We start from the raw sequence: 14,971 nt of genomic DNA, 5'->3' as shown, positions 1-14,971 counted from the left end.
GTTCGCCTGTCGGTGACCGCCCCGCGGCCAGAGAGCGCGTGGTCAGTTCTCGCTGATGCGGCGGGCCTTGGCCACGAGTCTCCGGGGCAGGCCTGGCCCCGCGCACGCGTAGTCGATCAGTAGGTCCCGGTAGGAGGTGTTCGCGAGCCCGGGCGCGAGGTCGATCAGGGCGCGCAGGTCGTCGGACGAGCCGGACAGGCGCGTGCGATATGCGGCACCCGCCGCGCGCAGGGAGGCTTCGTGCGGTTCATGTTGCACGCCCTGTTCGACGAGGGCCACTGCTGCGGCGAAGTCGCCTTGCAACGCGCGCACGTCGGCGAGGTCCAGGTAGAGGGACCAGTTGGTGGCATCCAGAGTCAGGGCTTGTTCGAAGGCCACGGCAGTCTGGTCCAGGTCGCCCATCGCGCGCCAGGTGTTCGCCCGTGCGACCGCAGTCCACATGACCCGATCGACGGCATCGGCGCGGTCGCAGAGGGTGAAAGCCAGCTCGTAGCGGCCGCAGGCGCGGGGCAGCCGGGCCATGGCAGCCAGCGACTCCGGTACAGGACTGCGTTCGGAGACCACGTCGAGGGCATGGAACCAGGGAGCGAATCGCTCCCGCATCTCTTCGGTGTTCAGGTTGTGGCCGTAGTCCAACGTCCGCAGACACGCCTCCGCCAACGCCTCGGCACTCACCGCGCCGAGGAACCGGGGATCGACGAACCAGGGAGCGATGCCCCACGCCACGTCGGGCCGCACCCCCGTGACCGAGCCAAGGGCCATCACCGCGTTGTCCATGTCCCCGTCGAGGAACAGGAAGTACGCCTGCGCCAGCACAGCGCTCAAGGAGCCGTCTCCTTCGAGGCCCTCTTTCAGCTCCGAGCGCCGGTCCTGCCACAACTCGGCGAGGGCCGCATAGGGCTCCGGGGCTGCCGGCGCGGAGGCTATCGCCTTCACCAGAAACTCCACGGCGCCGACCGGGTTTCCGCCACAGTGCGCCATCACGCCGGCGAGAGCGACTCCCGCTGTCATTGACTGATTCGACATCGCCGGAGGATATCCGTGGCCAAGGGTTCTTTGAAACCTTCCATGTGCACGGCGGTGCAGCCATCGGTGATCCGGAAGTGACGGCAACCCTGACGGCAACGACGGCACACAGCGGCCTGTGATGGCGACCGTCGGCGATCACTCCGGGAGGAGGTGGGCCGCCCTCCCAACGAGCCGCCCGATCCTACGGATCAGAAGGTTGCAGGTTCGAATCCTGCCGAGTGCACACAGTTCAAAGGGCCCCGGATCACTCCGGGGCCCTTTGGCGTTCAGACAGGGCTGCTCGTGTCGGTGTCCATGCCTCTGGGGCCGGGGGCTTCGCCCGCTGCTTCCCTACTGTCTTCTGTGTCACCGTTGGGCCATGACCGATCCTTCGGGGCGCGTGGAGCTGGTGGAACGGGTGGACGAGCGGGATCGGGTCGTCGGGGTGGTGGAGCGCGGGGAGGCCGTTCGGCGGGGGTGGCTGCACCGGGTCGCCACCACTGTGTGCCGGGATGCGGGTGGGCGGGTGCTGGTGCATCGGCGGGCTGATGGGCTCGCGCGGTTTCCGGGGCAGTACAACTGGCTCGTGGGCGGCGCTGTCGACGTCGGGGAGAGCTGGGAGGAGGCCGCCCGCCGTGAACTCGCCGAGGAGTTGGGGGTGCGGGCGGACGTACGGTTCGCCTTCAAGTTTCTCTGCCGCGGGGCCATCAGCCCGTACTGGCTCGGCGTTCACGAAGCCGTGGTCGTCGAGGACGTTTCTCCCGACCCGGTGGAGATCGCCTGGCACAGGTGGGTGAGCGAGGGCGAGTTGGGGGAACTGACCCGGCAACTGATCTTCGTACCCGATGGACTTGAGGCTCTTCGCCGTTATCGGTCCGGCCGCCTGGAGGCTGTTGTCGATGAAGCTGAGTAGTCATCTCCTGCAGCGGCTGCTGCGGCTCGGCCCTCCTCTGACCCGGGATCTCGTCGTACAGCGGGATCTACGGGTCCCGATGGCCGACGGGGTGGAGCTGCTGGCGGACCGGTGGGTGCCCCGGGGCCGGGAGGAGGACGGGCTGCCCGTCGCGCTGGTCCGGACGCCGTACGGGCGGCGCGGGGTTCAAGGGGGCGGTTCGGTACGGCTGTTGGCCGAGCGAGGGTTCCAGGTGGTCGTGCAGAGTGCGCGCGGGACCTTCGGCTCGGGTGGGGTCTTCGAGCCGTTCCTGCGAGAGCGTGCCGACGGGCTGTCGACCCTGGAGTGGGTGGTGAAGCAGCCCTGGTGCGCGGGGTCCGTGGTGCTGGTCGGGGCCAGTTACATGGGGTTCGCCCAGTGGGCCGTCGCCGATTCGCTGCCGCCCGAGGTCAAGGCGATGATCCCGATGGTGACCGAGTCGGCGCTGACCCTGGAGTTCCTGCGGGCGGACGGGTTCTCGCTGGAGACGCCGTTCGAGTGGGGGGTCATGGTCGCCGGGCAGGAACGCCGCTTCGCGGTGCTGCGCCAGATCGCCCAGGCCCCGCGCAACCGGCGGGCCCTCGCCAGCCTTCCGCTGAGCGGCGCCGACCTGGCCGCCCTCGGTCGTCGCTCCGACTACCTCCAGAGCATCCTCGCCCACGACACGATGGCGGACGGCGGTACGTGGTCCGGTCGGCTCGACCATCGGCACCGGGTGGCGGCCGTGAGCGTGCCGGTCAGTTCGATCGGCGGCTGGTACGACATCTTTCTGCCGGGTCAGCTACGGGACTTCCGCGCGTTGCAGGCGGCGGGGCGTTCGGCGCGGCTGACGGTCGGGCCGTGGGGGCATCTGTCCCCGCACGGCACGCCGATCCGAGAGGCGGTCGAGTTCGGGCTCGCCCACGCGCGCGGTGAGGCGCCGCCGGAACGGGCGCCGGTACGGCTGTTCGTGATGGGCGGCGGGAGGCAAGGGGCGGGGGAATGGCGGGACTTCGCGGCCTGGCCGCCGGCCGGGTACGCGCCCAGACGGTTCCACCTCGGGCCCGGTGGTGTGCTCGGGGCGGAACCGGGTGATGCGGCAACGCACGACACCTACCGTTACGACCCCGCCGACCCCACTCCCGCGGTCGGCGGCGTCCGTATGGGCCGGGGCAGCGGGCGGGTGGCGAACGGGGAGTTGGAGGCGCGGGCCGACGTCCTGACGTACACGACGGCCGAGTTGGCGGAGGACGTCGAGGTCGTCGGGGAGGTCGGGGCGGAGATCTGGTTCCGGTCCGGGCTGGCGTACGCCGATGTGTTCGTGCGGGTCTGTGACGTCGACGGGCGGGGGAAGTCGTACAACGTGTGCGACGGGCTTGTCAGTGTCACCGGCGCCGATGAACTCGGCCCCGTCCAGGTCGCGTTGTGGCCCACCGCCTACCGCTTCCGGCGCGGGCACCGCATCCGGGTGCAGGTGTCCAGCGGGGCGTTTCCGAGGTTCGCGCGCAACACCGGCACCGGCGAGCCGCATGCCACGGCCACTGTTCTCCATGCCGCCGACCAGGAGGTCCATCACGGGGCCGGGTGTCCCTCGGCGGTCGTTCTGCCGGTGCGGCAGCAGTGAACGGTTCTCTTTGGGTGCCCCTTCACGTGGCCGTTTACATGCCTGTTGTGTGACTGTTTGTGTGTGCGCCCGATTACTTGCCCGTCTCGCGGATCTCGTCCATGTACTCCCGGGCCAGCCTGCCCTGACGTGTGAACCAGTCGGCCAGTACGGCGACTTCGTCGGGGGAGTAGTCGGCGATGAGGGTGGCCAGGCGGGCGTAGTAGGGCTCGTAGAGGGCGTGTGCCCGGGCGACGGCGGCCGGTTCGGCGGCCACGCGTACCCGGCGGCGGTCGTTCGGGTCGGGGCGGCGGGTGATGTAGCCCGCGCGTTCGAGGCGGTTGAGGATTCCGGTGACGGCGCCCGTGGTGACGTGGGCACGCTCGGCCAGGTCGCCGGCGGTGAGCAGATCCTCGCCCGCTTCCAGGACGTAGGCGAAGCAGGTGAGGTCGGTGACGTTCATGTTGAGGCGGCGCGCCATCTCCTGCTGGCTGAGCAGGTGCGTCGCGATGGTGTGGTCCATTTCCTTGAGCATCTGGGCGGGTGTCGCCGGCGGGCGGGGCGTGCCGCCCTGCGCGCCGGGGGTGTGGGGCGTGCCGCGCATCGGAAATTGCCTTAGCTCGTGAGAGGTATATCGTCTAAACTACTTACAACGTGAGAGATATCGATCCTACTGGGGAGACGCGGACGTGAGCGCATACGACGAGGGACATACCGTCGCCGGCTGGACCGGTACCGCCATCGCGACCGTCGGGTCCTGCGTCCTCGGACTGGGCATCTGTACGACCTCGGTTCTCGCGGTGACGGGCGGGACCGCGGTGCTGGTGGCCGCCGTCCTGGTCACCTGGGTGCTGCATCTCGCCGGGTGGGGGAAGCCGCCGGGGGTGCGGCCGGTCGGCGAGTGGCGGATGCGGGAGCGGGACGGCTCGGCGCGGGCGGGTCATCCGGGGTGCGTGGGGTGCCGGCTGGCGGGACGGGGGCGGCGTGCGGGCAGCGCGAGCGCTCCTGCCGTTGCCGCCGAGGTCGCTCCGGAACGTGTCTGACGTCCGTGGCGGCGGTGTGTCCGCCGAGCCGGGTCGCGGCACGGTGATTCCGCCGGTTGCCTGTATCTCCTCGCTTACCTGCGCATTTGCTGTCCGAGGGGGCGTTGTCAGTGGTACCCCGTAATCTCGCAAGGGATGGCACAGGCATGGAGATGCTCGGGGCTGCGATGGACGGCGGACGGTCCCGTGCTGCGTTGGGACGGTGGGCGCGGTAGTGCGCTGACCTGGGGGAAGAGGGTGGCCTTCGGGGTCACGGAAGGGGGCGTACGGACATGTGTGGGAGCGCGGGGGAACGCCTGTCCGATACGGGCCGGGGTGTCGGGGCGGAGTACGGGGGCGCGGTGCGAGGAGTGCGCGCGGCTGGACCGGGCGCACTCGGTCGCCGCCGACACGATCGCGGACGATCCACGCCCCTATCACGTATATCTGGCGTGGTTCGGACCCGGGCTGACCAAGGTCGGCATCACCGCGCTGGAGCGGGGCTCGGCGCGGCTGCTTGAGCAGGGTGCCGTCGCCTTCACCTGGTTGGGCGTCGGCCCGCTGATGGCCGCCCGGCGTACGGAGGAGCTGCTGCGCGCCGCGCTCGGGGTCCCTGACCGGATTCCGTACGCCGACAAGCGGGCGGTGCGGGCCGCGCTGCCAGGGTCTGCGGCGGAGCGGGCCGCCGAGGTCGAGGACCTGCACGCTCGGGCGGTGGGGCTGGGCGGCTGGCCCGAGTCCCTGGAGCGGGCTTCCTGCCAGGTCGTCGACCATGTCGAGGCGTTCGGGCTGACACGGCTGGCTGAGCTGACAGGGCTGGTGCCGGTCGTGGGTGCGGTGAGCGAGTTGGTCGCGGGGGGCGTCGTCGGGGGCGAGCTGGTGGCGGCGGCCGGGCCCGATCTGCATCTCGCGGTCGCGGACGGGCGGAACGACGGGCGGAAGGATGAGCGGAGGGATGAGCGAGGGAAGGGGAGCTGGGGCGGAGACGGGAGAGGAGTGGTGGTGCTGGACACCAGGCTGATGACCGGCTGGGAGCTGGTGCCTGCCGGGAGCGGTGGACTCACCGTTCCTGTGCGGGAGTTCAAGGCGGCGAAGGGGTCGGAGGGCGTGCAGGACGGGTTGTTCTGAGCCCACACTCCTTGGGACGTCGTACGGCGAGGCCGAGCGGGAGGGGCGACGGTGGACGGGACGAGGGAAGCCTCGGAGGACGGAGACTCCGACGTCGACGGTGAGTTCCCCGGGATCACAGGCATTGCTGGGATCACCGGGGTCTCCGGGGGCGCCAGGACCGCCGAGGTCGCCGAGGTCCGGCGGTTCTGGACACGGCTCGGGCTGCCCGGTCTCGTCGACGTGCACACGCACTTCATGCCCGAGCGGGTGCTGCGCAAGGTCTGGGCGTATTTCGACGCCGTCGGGTCGGCGGGCGACGGCATCGAGTGGCCGATCACCTACCGGCTGGAGGAGGACGAACGGCTCGCGCTGATCCGGGAGTTCGGGGTGCGGGCCTTCACCGCCATGCTCTACCCGCACAAGGCGGGCATGGCCCAGTGGCTCAACCAGTGGGCCACCGACTTCGCAGGCCGTACCTCCGGCTGCCTGCACACGTCGACCCTGTTCCCCGAGCCGGGCGTCGAAACGTACGTCCGGGAGGCGGTCGAGGCCGGCGCGCGTGTCTTCAAGGCACATGTGCAGGTGGGGGCGTACGACCCGGCCGACGAACTTCTCGACCCGGCCTGGGGACTGCTCGCCGAGGCCGGGACGCCCGTGGTGATTCACTGCGGCTCCGGTCCGGCGCCCGGCAAGCACACCGGGCCCGAGCCGATCGGGCGCGTGCTGGCCCGGCATCCCCGGCTGCGGCTGGTCGTCGCGCACATGGGGCTGCCCGAGTACGGGGATTTCCTCGGCCTCGCCGAGCGGTACGACGAGGTGCGGCTGGACACGACGATGGCGTTCACCGACTTCGCGGAGCGGATGGCCCCGTTCCCCCGGCCCGAACTCCCCCGGCTGGCGGACCTCGGCGACCGCGTCCTGCTCGGCTCGGACTTCCCGAACATCCCCTATCCGTACGTCCACCAACTGCACGCCCTGGAGCGTCTGGGCCTCGGCGACGACTGGCTGCGGGCCGTCTGCCATGACAACGGGGCGCGGCTGTTCGGGCTGGCGGATGCGGATGAGGAGGGCCTGACACCGGCGTGAGTTCGAGGTGAGAAGAGACGGTCGGCGGGGACAAATCGGACGTACAGAAGTGGGGTGCGCAACTTTCAATCAGGTTCGCCCAGGAGACGCACAGGATGCCCGAGGGCGGTCCCGGGGGCTTTCCAGGGGTGGGTCCGGCGGTCTGGCCGGTCGGTAAAAGCGCAGCTCGGAGTAGGGTTCGGTGCTTCCCGGCGTATGGTTCCGCTCTCACTTCGGCGGCTTCCCGGGGTGGGATTTCCCAGGGGTTCCCTGAGAGGCGCCTGTGAGTTTCTCAGGAAAATCACAGGTTCCAGAAAGCTTGCTCTCAGAGGACACCGACAAGGTTTCCGCTATGACCACGACCTCGCCCCAGGGGCGCACCGAACTGCTGAGGCCGGACGGGAGCCCCGTCCGAGTGCTTGTGGTGGACGACGAGCTGTCGATCACCGAGCTGCTGTCCATGGCCCTCCGCTACGAAGGCTGGCAGATCCGCAGCGCGGGTGACGGAACGGGGGCGGTGCAGACCGCGCGCGAGTTCCGGCCCGACGCCGTCGTTCTCGACATGATGCTGCCCGACATGGACGGCCTCACCGTCCTCGGCCGGCTGCGGCGCGAGCTGCCCGAGGTGCCCGTGCTGTTCCTGACGGCGAAGGACGCCGTCGAGGACCGGATCGCGGGCCTCACCGCGGGCGGCGACGACTACGTCACCAAGCCCTTCAGCCTCGAAGAGGTCGTGGCGCGGCTGCGCGGTCTGATCCGGCGCTCCGGTGCGGCCGACCGGCGCTCCGACTCCGTCCTGGTCGTCGGTGACCTCACCCTCGATGAGGACAGCCACGAGGTGTCGCGGGCCGGGGAGGGCATCCACCTCACCGCCACCGAGTTCGAACTGCTGCGCTTCTTGATGCGGAATCCGCGGCGCGTGCTCAGCAAAGCGCAGATACTCGACCGTGTTTGGTCGTACGACTTCGGCGGCCAGGCGAACGTCGTCGAGCTGTACATCTCCTACCTGAGGCGGAAGATCGACGCCGGGCGCGAGCCGATGATCCACACCCGGCGCGGTGCTGGATATCTGATCAAACCCGCCGGCTGACCCCATGTCATTGGTGGTGCCGCTCCGGAAGACGTGGTCGAGCCCGGTAGGAGGGCAGCACTGTGAGCAGTAAGAGGAAAGCGGGCGGGCAGCGGAGGCTGGGCAGGTCCGAGCAGAAGGCCCAACGGCAGAGCAGGCCGCGGACCCTGCGTACGCGGCTTGTCGTCTCGGCGGTCTCGCTGATCGCCGTGGTGTGCGCCGTGATGGGCACGGTGACGACCATCGCGCTCCAGCAGCACCTGTACAAGCAGTTGGACACCCAGGTCAGTGAGGCGGCCAACCGTGTCGGCGGTCCGCCGAACGGGCCGGGTCCGGGTGGCGTGAACGACAACGGCAACCCGCCCGGCGGGTTGCCGAGCGGCAACAACTCCTCCTCCTCGTCCTCGTCGGCCACTGGTTCCTCGCCCTCCACCGGTAACAGCACCACCTCCGGTGTGGGCATCGGTGGGCAGACCGTCGCGGAACGGCTCACGGAGTTCATGAAGAAGGGCGGGACGCAGGAGTACACCGTCGCCGCGGCCGTCGACTCAAGCGGTGGTGTCTCCGAGGGGTACGTCTCCAAGATGCTGTCGGGTACGACCACGACCGACAGCGAGGTGCAGGCTGTCAAGCTGACCGCGACGCAGAGGGCCGAGTTGGCCTCGGTCTCCCGGGACTCCGGCCAGCACACCATCACCCTCACCGGGCTCGGCGAGTACCGCGTCACGTACGTCACCGGCAACCGCGGCAACTACTACGTCGCCCTGCCCACCGAGTCCGTCACCACGACCATCAACACGCTGATCCTCGTCGAGGTCAGCGTCACCGCCGCCGGTCTCGTCGCCGCCGGTATCGCCGGTACGGTCCTGGTCGGAGTGGCGCTGCGTCCCCTCCGCAAGGTCGCCTCGACCGCCACCCGGGTCTCCGAACTCCCGCTGCACACCGGCGAGGTGACCCTCAACGAGCGGGTCGCCGAGTCCGAGACCGACCCGCACACCGAGGTCGGCCAGGTGGGCGCCGCCCTCAACCGGATGCTCGACCATGTGCACGGCGCCCTGCACTCACGCCAGCAGAGCGAGATGCGCGTACGCCAGTTCGTCGCGGACGCCAGTCATGAGCTGCGTACGCCGCTGGCGTCGATCCGCGGCTACGCCGAGCTGACGAGACGCGGACGCGAGGAGACCGGGCCGGACACCCGGCACGCGCTCGGGCGGATCGAGTCCGAGGCGGGGCGTATGACGCTGCTCGTCGAGGACCTCCTGCTGCTCGCCCGCCTCGACGCGGGACGGCCGCTCCAGTTCGACCAGACCGACCTCGTACCGCTCGTCGTGGACACCGTCAGTGACGCGCGTGCCGCCGGGCGGGACCACAACTGGCGGCTCGACCTGCCCGACGAGCCCGCGTTGGTGTCCGCGGACGCGGCCCGGTTGCAGCAGGTCCTGGTGAACCTGCTGGCCAACGCCCGTACGCACACCCCGCCCGGGACCACCGTCACCGCGCGCGTGCAGCGGCGCGGACCGTGGCTGTGTGTGGACGTGCAGGACGACGGACAGGGCATCCCGGCCGACCTGTTGCCGCACGTGTTCGAGCGGTTCGCGCGCGGTGACACCGCACGCTCCCGCTCCACCGGTTCCACCGGTCTCGGGCTCGCCATCGTGCAGGCCGTCGCGACCGCGCACGGCGGTGCCGTGACCGTCGACAGCGTGCCCGGACAGACCGTCTTTACGGTGCATTTGCCGGCCCTTGCCCCTGAAACAAACTGGCAATCGGACTCACAGGTACAGCACAGTGCCACCACATGGGTGCAACAGGGGGCCTGACGAAAGTCGGTCCTATGCGAACCGACTCTTCTCCCGGCACCCTGCCGGCGCGGGAGCACCTCCCGGCCGCGGCAGCCGGTACGCCTGTCCTGGACGTAGTGATCCCCGTCTACAACGAGGAGAAGGACCTCCAGCCATGCGTGCTCAGACTCCACGAGCACCTCAAGCGCACGTTCCCGTACGCGTTCCGCATCACGGTTGCGGACAACGCGTCCACGGACACCACTCCCCTGGTGGCGGCGCGGCTGGCGGCGGAGCTGCCGGAGGTCAGGTCCTTCCGGCTGGAGCAGAAGGGGCGCGGCCGAGCACTGCGGACAGTGTGGTCCGCGTCCGACGCGCCGATCCTCGCCTACATGGACGTCGACCTGTCGACCGACCTGAACGCCCTGCTGCCGCTGGTGGCACCGCTGATCTCCGGTCATTCGGACCTCGCGATCGGCTCCCGGCTCGCCCGCTCCTCGCGCGTCGTGCGCGGTGCCAAGCGGGAGTTCATCAGCCGGACGTACAACCTGATCCTGCGTGGCTCGCTCCAGGCCCGCTTCACGGACGCGCAGTGCGGATTCAAGGCCATCCGGCGTGATGTCGCCCAGATCCTGCTGCCGCTCATCGAGGACACCGGCTGGTTCTTCGACACCGAGATGCTGGTGCTGGCCGAGCGCGCCGGCCTGCGCATCCACGAGGTGCCGGTCGACTGGGTCGACGACCCGGAATCCACCGTCCACATCGTCAAGACGGCGACCGACGACCTGAAGGGAGTGTTGCGCGTGGGCAAGGCACTTGCCACCGGCTCGCTGCCGCTGGACCGGCTCACCCGGCCCTTCGGCGACGATCCGCGCGACCGCGACATCAAGGACGTGCCGAAGGGGCTGGCCCGCCAGCTCGTCGGATTCTGTGTGGTCGGCGGTATGTCGACCCTCTTCTACCTGGTGCTCTACAGCGCCTTCCGGGGCTTCGCCGGCTCGCAGATCGCCAACGCGCTCGCGCTGCTGGTCTCCGCCGTCGCGAACACCGCGGCCAACCGGCGGCTGACCTTCGGGGTGACCGGCCGGGGCGGGGCGGTGCGCCACCAGGCGCAGGGCCTGGTCGTCTTCGGCATCGGACTCGCCCTCACCAGCGGCTCGCTCGCCGCCCTCAACGCGGCGACCAGCGACCCCGGGCACTCCACGGAACTGGCGGTGCTCATCGCCGCCAACCTCGCGGCGACGGTGCTGCGGTTCCTGCTCTTCAGGGCCTGGGTGTTCCCCGACCAGAGCGACGCGTCCACGGCGTCCACCGTCGTGGCCTCGCACACCCCGAGCTCACCGACGTACCAGGCGTACACCGCGGGCCCGTACGCCAACGCCTCGCACAACAACGCCAACAGCGTGAACAGCGTGAACAACGTGAACGCTTCGTACGGCAACTCCCCTTACCCCACCGACCAGTTCCGCGCCGGTGATGTCGCGGACCGCACCTGGGGGGAACCGACCACGCGGCTCCAGCCGGTGCGCCCGCACGACAGCCAGGATCCGAGGAACCCGCGATGACCACTCACTTCGACCAGACGACCCATTCGGGCCCCTCGGGGCCGGGGGGTGCGAGCCCCTTCTATCCGCCGCCGGAGTCGACTGCCGTACAGCAGACAGTCGTTCCCGAGACGGCCGTGCCGGCGCCCTCGTCCGGTGAGCCCAAGCAGCCCTTCGTACACAGACTGTGGCGCGGACGGCCCGAGGACCACCGGTGGGTGCGGCCCGCGTTCCTCGCCACACTGCTGGTGATCGGCGCGCTCTACACCTGGAACCTGACCGCCTCCGGATACGCCAACTCCTTCTACTCGGCGGCGGTTCAGGCAGGCAGCCAGTCCTGGAAGGCGTTCTTCTTCGGCTCGCTCGACTCGGCCAACGCCATCACCGTCGACAAGCCCCCGGCCTCCCTGTGGCCGATGTCGCTGTCGGTCAGGATCTTCGGCCTCAACTCCTTCGCGATCCTGTTCCCGCAGGTCCTGATGGCCGTCGCCACGGCGGGTGTGCTGTACGCGTCCGTGCGGCGCCGGTTCAGTGCCACGGCCGGGTTCCTCACGATGGCGGTCTTCGCGCTGACGCCCGTCGCCGTGCTGATGTTCCGCTTCAACAACCCGGACGCGCTCCTCGCGCTCCTCATGGCCACCGCGGTCTACTGCACCCAGCGCGCCATGGAGAAGGCCGAGACGAAGTGGCTGGTGTGGGCGGGTACGGCGATCGGTTTCGCCTTCCTGGTCAAGACGCTCCAGGCCTTCCTGATCCTGCCCGTGCTGGCGCTGGTGTACGTGATCTTCGCGCCGACCAGTGTCCGCAGGCGCATCGGACAGGTACTGGCCGCCGGGCTCGCGATGATCGTCGCGGGCGGCTGGTGGGTCGCGATCGTCGAGCTGTGGCCGGCGTCCTCGCGCCCCTACATCGGCGGCTCGCAGAACAACTCCTTCCTTGAACTGACCTTCGGCTACAACGGACTTGGCCGTATCAACGGCGAGGAGACCGGCAGCGTCGGCGGTGGTGGCGGCGGAGGCGGCACCGGAATGTGGGGCGAGACCGGCTGGGACCGGATGTTCACCTCCGGCAGCGGCGGCCAGATCTCCTGGCTGATCCCGGCCGCGCTGATCCTGTTCGTCGCGGCGATCTGGGCCGGCCGCAGGGCCAGGCGCACGGACGCCACCCGCGCCGGGCTCCTCCTCTGGGGCGGCTCGCTGCTGATCACCATGGTGATCTTCAGCTACATGCAGGGCATCTTCCACGACTACTACACCGTCGCCCTCGCCCCCTACATCGCGCCGCTCGTCGGCATGGGTGCGGCCCAGCTCTGGCAGGAGCGGGACAAGCTGTGGGCGTCGCTGACGCTCGCGGCTGCCACGACGGCCACCGCGGTCTGGGGGTACGTCCTCCTCAACCGTTCCTCCGACTACCTGCCCTGGCTGAAGTGGCTGGTGCTGGTGGGCGGTCTGACGGCCGCGCTCGGGCTCATCTTCGTCAACCATCTCGGGCGTCAACTCGCCCTGGCTGTAGTCGGGTTGAGCTTCGTCACGGCGCTGGCGGGTCCGGCCGCGTACTCCCTGACCACCCTCAATGAGGGGCACACCGGCTCGATCGTCACGGCGGGTCCGTCTGTGGCGGGCGGTCGCGGTGGGTTCGGCGGCGGCGGTGGCGGAATGGGCGGCGGTCCTGGTGGCGGCGGTATGGGCGGCCAGCAGGGTCAGCAGAACGGCAACGGCAACACCCAGGGCGGCGGCATGGGCCAGCCCCCGACCGGCGGCAACGGCGGTGGCTTCCCCGGCGGCGGCAACAACAGCCAGGGCAACCAGCAGCAGGGCAACGGGAACACCCAGCAGGGTGGCCCCGGCGGCCAGACCGGTGACGGTGGCGGTATGGGCGGCGGCGGTGGCGTGGGCGGTCTGCTCAACGGCGCCAGCGTCACCAGCGAGGCCAAGGCCCTGCTGGAGAAGAACGCCGATGACTACACCTGGGCCGCGGCGGCCATCGGCGCCCAGAACGCGGCGAGTTACCAGCTCTCCACCGGCGACCCGGTGATGGCGATCGGCGGCTTCAACGGCACCGACCCGTCCCCGACGCTGGCCGAGTTCAAGAAGTACGTGGCGGACGGCAAGATCCACTACTTCATCTCCAGCGGCTCCGGCGGCGGTATGGGCGGCAGCAGCACGACGAGCACGTCGTCCCAGATCAGCTCGTGGGTCGAGAGCAACTTCAAGAAGGTGACGGTCGGTTCGGCCACCTTCTACGACCTGACCCAGCCGACGGCCGGCAGCTGACCGTTCTGCCTGGCGGTGCCCCGGAGCTAGATCGCTCCGGGGCACCATTTTTTGTCTGTTGTACGCCGTACAGGAACTGTTCTACGGTGTACAACATGTCTACGTCCCCCCAGGACACCCTCCCGGACCAGGCTCAGGGGCACCCCCAGCGCTGGCTGATCCTCGGTGTCATCTGTCTCGCGCAGCTCACCGTGCTGCTCGACAACACCGTCCTGAACGTCGCGATCCCCTCCCTCACCCGGGAGTTGGGCGCCGGTACCTCCGACATCCAGTGGATGATCAACGCGTACTCGCTGGTCCAGTCGGGCCTGCTGCTCACCGCCGGCAGCGCGGCCGACCGCTACGGCCGCAAGAAGATGCTGATCGCGGGGCTGGTTCTGTTCGGCGTCGGCTCGCTGATCGCCGGACTGGCCGACAGCACCGGCCAGTTGATCGCCGCCCGCGCCGGAATGGGCGTCGGCGGCGCACTGCTGATGACGACCACTCTCGCCGTGGCGATGCAGATCTTCACGCCCGAGGAACAGCCGAGGGCCATCGGCATCTGGGCCGCGGTGAACTCACTGGGTTTCGCGACCGGCCCGCTCCTCGGCGGTTTCATGCTGAACCACTTCTGGTGGGGCGCGATCTTCCTCATCAACCTCCCCGTCGCGGCGGTGGGACTGGTGGCGGTCGTGGCCCTCGTACCCGAGTCCAGGAACCCGACCGGCGACCGCCCGGACCTGCTGGGCGCCCTGCTCTCCACGATCGGCATGTCCTCGCTCGTGTTCGCGATCATCTCCGGGCCCGAGCACGGCTGGACGTCCGGCCGGGTACTGGTGCCGGCGGCCGTCGCGGTCGTGGTCCTGGGTGCCTTCGCGTACTGGGAGAACCGGATCCCGTACCCCATGCTCGACACGCACTTCTTCGGGAACCGGCGGTTCACGGGGGCGGTCTCGGGCGCGGTGCTGATCACGTTCGGGATGGGCGGGTCGCTCTTCCTGCTCACCCAGCACATGCAGTTCGTGCTCGGATACGGCCCACTGGAGGCCGGGCTGCGGACGGCGCCGCTCGCGCTCGCCATCGTGGCCCTCAACTTCACCGGTGTGGCGGCGAGATGGTCGGCCGGGCTCGGTACCCCGCTCGCCGTCGGGCTGGGCATGACGGCGATGTCGGCGGGCCTCGTCTCGATCGCGACGGTCGCCTCCGGCGGTTACGCGGGTACGTTGCTGGGCCTGCTGCTCATCGGTACGGGGGCCGCGGTGGCCAGCCCGGCGATGGCCCACGCGATCATGAGCTCGATCCCGCCGGAGAAGGCGGGCGTCGGGGCGGGGATCAACGGCACGGTGGCGGAGTTCGGGCAGGGGCTGGGCGTCGCGGTGCTCGGCGCCGTCCTGAACTCGCGGTTCGCGGCGCTGATCTCTGTCGCCGCGGTGTCCCTGCCGGGCGCGTTGGCGGAGGCGGGGTCGGCGGCGGAGAGGGCGCGGATCACGCGGGCGTTCGCCTCCGGCCTGGAGACCAGTCAGTTGGTGGGGGCGGGAGCGGTGCTGCTCGGTGGGGTGGTCGCCGCGGTGTTGTTGCGCAGGGCTGAGCGGGTGACTGCCGCCTAG

General features: G+C 69.9%; 12 protein-coding genes. 10 read left to right on the top strand and 2 right to left on the bottom strand.

Translation table 11 applies throughout. The annotated features are described in order from the left end of the window. Positions 1-42: 42 nt before the first annotated feature. Positions 43-1,011 carry a tetratricopeptide repeat protein gene (locus OG595_RS20275; RefSeq protein WP_443073352.1) on the bottom strand — a complete coding sequence of 323 codons (969 nt, stop codon included), beginning with the start codon at positions 1,009-1,011 and terminating at the stop codon, positions 43-45. A 376-nt stretch (positions 1,012-1,387) separates the two neighbouring features. On the opposite strand from OG595_RS20275, the gene OG595_RS20270 reads away from it, so the two are divergent. Continuing rightward, a complete protein-coding gene (locus OG595_RS20270) occupies positions 1,388-1,921 on the top strand; it encodes an NUDIX hydrolase (protein WP_329273866.1) in 534 nt (177 codons plus the stop codon). Next, positions 1,908-3,542, top strand: coding sequence for a CocE/NonD family hydrolase (locus tag OG595_RS20265; RefSeq protein ID WP_329273864.1), 1,635 nt, complete (start codon positions 1,908-1,910; stop codon positions 3,540-3,542). The genes OG595_RS20270 and OG595_RS20265 overlap by 14 nt, the downstream gene beginning before the upstream one ends. A 73-nt stretch (positions 3,543-3,615) precedes the next feature. On the opposite strand, the gene OG595_RS20260 is transcribed toward OG595_RS20265, so the two are convergent. Continuing rightward, the gene (locus tag OG595_RS20260; protein WP_329273862.1) at positions 3,616-4,125 is read right to left on the bottom strand and encodes a helix-turn-helix domain-containing protein; all 510 of its coding nucleotides are present in this window, start codon (positions 4,123-4,125) and stop codon (positions 3,616-3,618) included. A gap of 85 nt (positions 4,126-4,210) precedes the next feature. On the opposite strand from OG595_RS20260, the gene OG595_RS20255 reads away from it, so the two are divergent. The 8 genes from OG595_RS20255 (at position 4,211) to OG595_RS20220 (ending at position 14,971) form a co-directional block, all read left to right on the top strand. Further along, the gene (locus OG595_RS20255) at positions 4,211-4,564 is read left to right on the top strand and encodes an HGxxPAAW family protein (protein WP_329273860.1); all 354 of its coding nucleotides are present in this window, start codon (positions 4,211-4,213) and stop codon (positions 4,562-4,564) included. Positions 4,565-4,699: 135 nt separating this feature from the next. Next, the gene (locus OG595_RS20250; protein ID WP_329273859.1) at positions 4,700-5,671 is read left to right on the top strand and encodes a DUF2797 domain-containing protein; all 972 of its coding nucleotides are present in this window, start codon (positions 4,700-4,702) and stop codon (positions 5,669-5,671) included. A 123-nt stretch (positions 5,672-5,794) separates the two neighbouring features. Beyond that, positions 5,795-6,739, top strand: a complete 945-nt coding sequence (locus OG595_RS20245) for an amidohydrolase family protein (RefSeq protein ID WP_329283065.1) — start codon at positions 5,795-5,797, stop codon at positions 6,737-6,739. Between the two features lie 331 nt (positions 6,740-7,070). Beyond that, positions 7,071-7,808, top strand: coding sequence for a response regulator transcription factor (locus OG595_RS20240; protein ID WP_189152128.1), 738 nt, complete (start codon positions 7,071-7,073; stop codon positions 7,806-7,808). Between the two features lie 62 nt (positions 7,809-7,870). Further along, positions 7,871-9,607, top strand: coding sequence for a HAMP domain-containing sensor histidine kinase (locus OG595_RS20235; protein ID WP_329273857.1), 1,737 nt, complete (start codon positions 7,871-7,873; stop codon positions 9,605-9,607). A 14-nt stretch (positions 9,608-9,621) separates the two neighbouring features. Beyond that, positions 9,622-11,133 carry a bifunctional glycosyltransferase family 2/GtrA family protein gene (locus OG595_RS20230; RefSeq protein WP_329273856.1) on the top strand — a complete coding sequence of 504 codons (1,512 nt, stop codon included), beginning with the start codon at positions 9,622-9,624 and terminating at the stop codon, positions 11,131-11,133. After that, on the top strand, positions 11,130-13,385 hold the full coding sequence (locus OG595_RS20225; RefSeq protein WP_329273854.1) for an ArnT family glycosyltransferase: 2,256 nt from the start codon (positions 11,130-11,132) through the stop codon (positions 13,383-13,385). The genes OG595_RS20230 and OG595_RS20225 overlap by 4 nt, the downstream gene beginning before the upstream one ends. A 95-nt stretch (positions 13,386-13,480) precedes the next feature. Then, on the top strand, positions 13,481-14,971 hold the full coding sequence (locus OG595_RS20220) for an MFS transporter (RefSeq protein WP_329273853.1): 1,491 nt from the start codon (positions 13,481-13,483) through the stop codon (positions 14,969-14,971).

The organism is Streptomyces sp. NBC_01451 (assembly GCF_036227485.1).
Taxonomy (GTDB): domain Bacteria; phylum Actinomycetota; class Actinomycetes; order Streptomycetales; family Streptomycetaceae; genus Streptomyces.
Note: the sequence above shows the minus strand (reverse complement) of the source record. Positions and strands in the feature narration are given on the sequence as shown.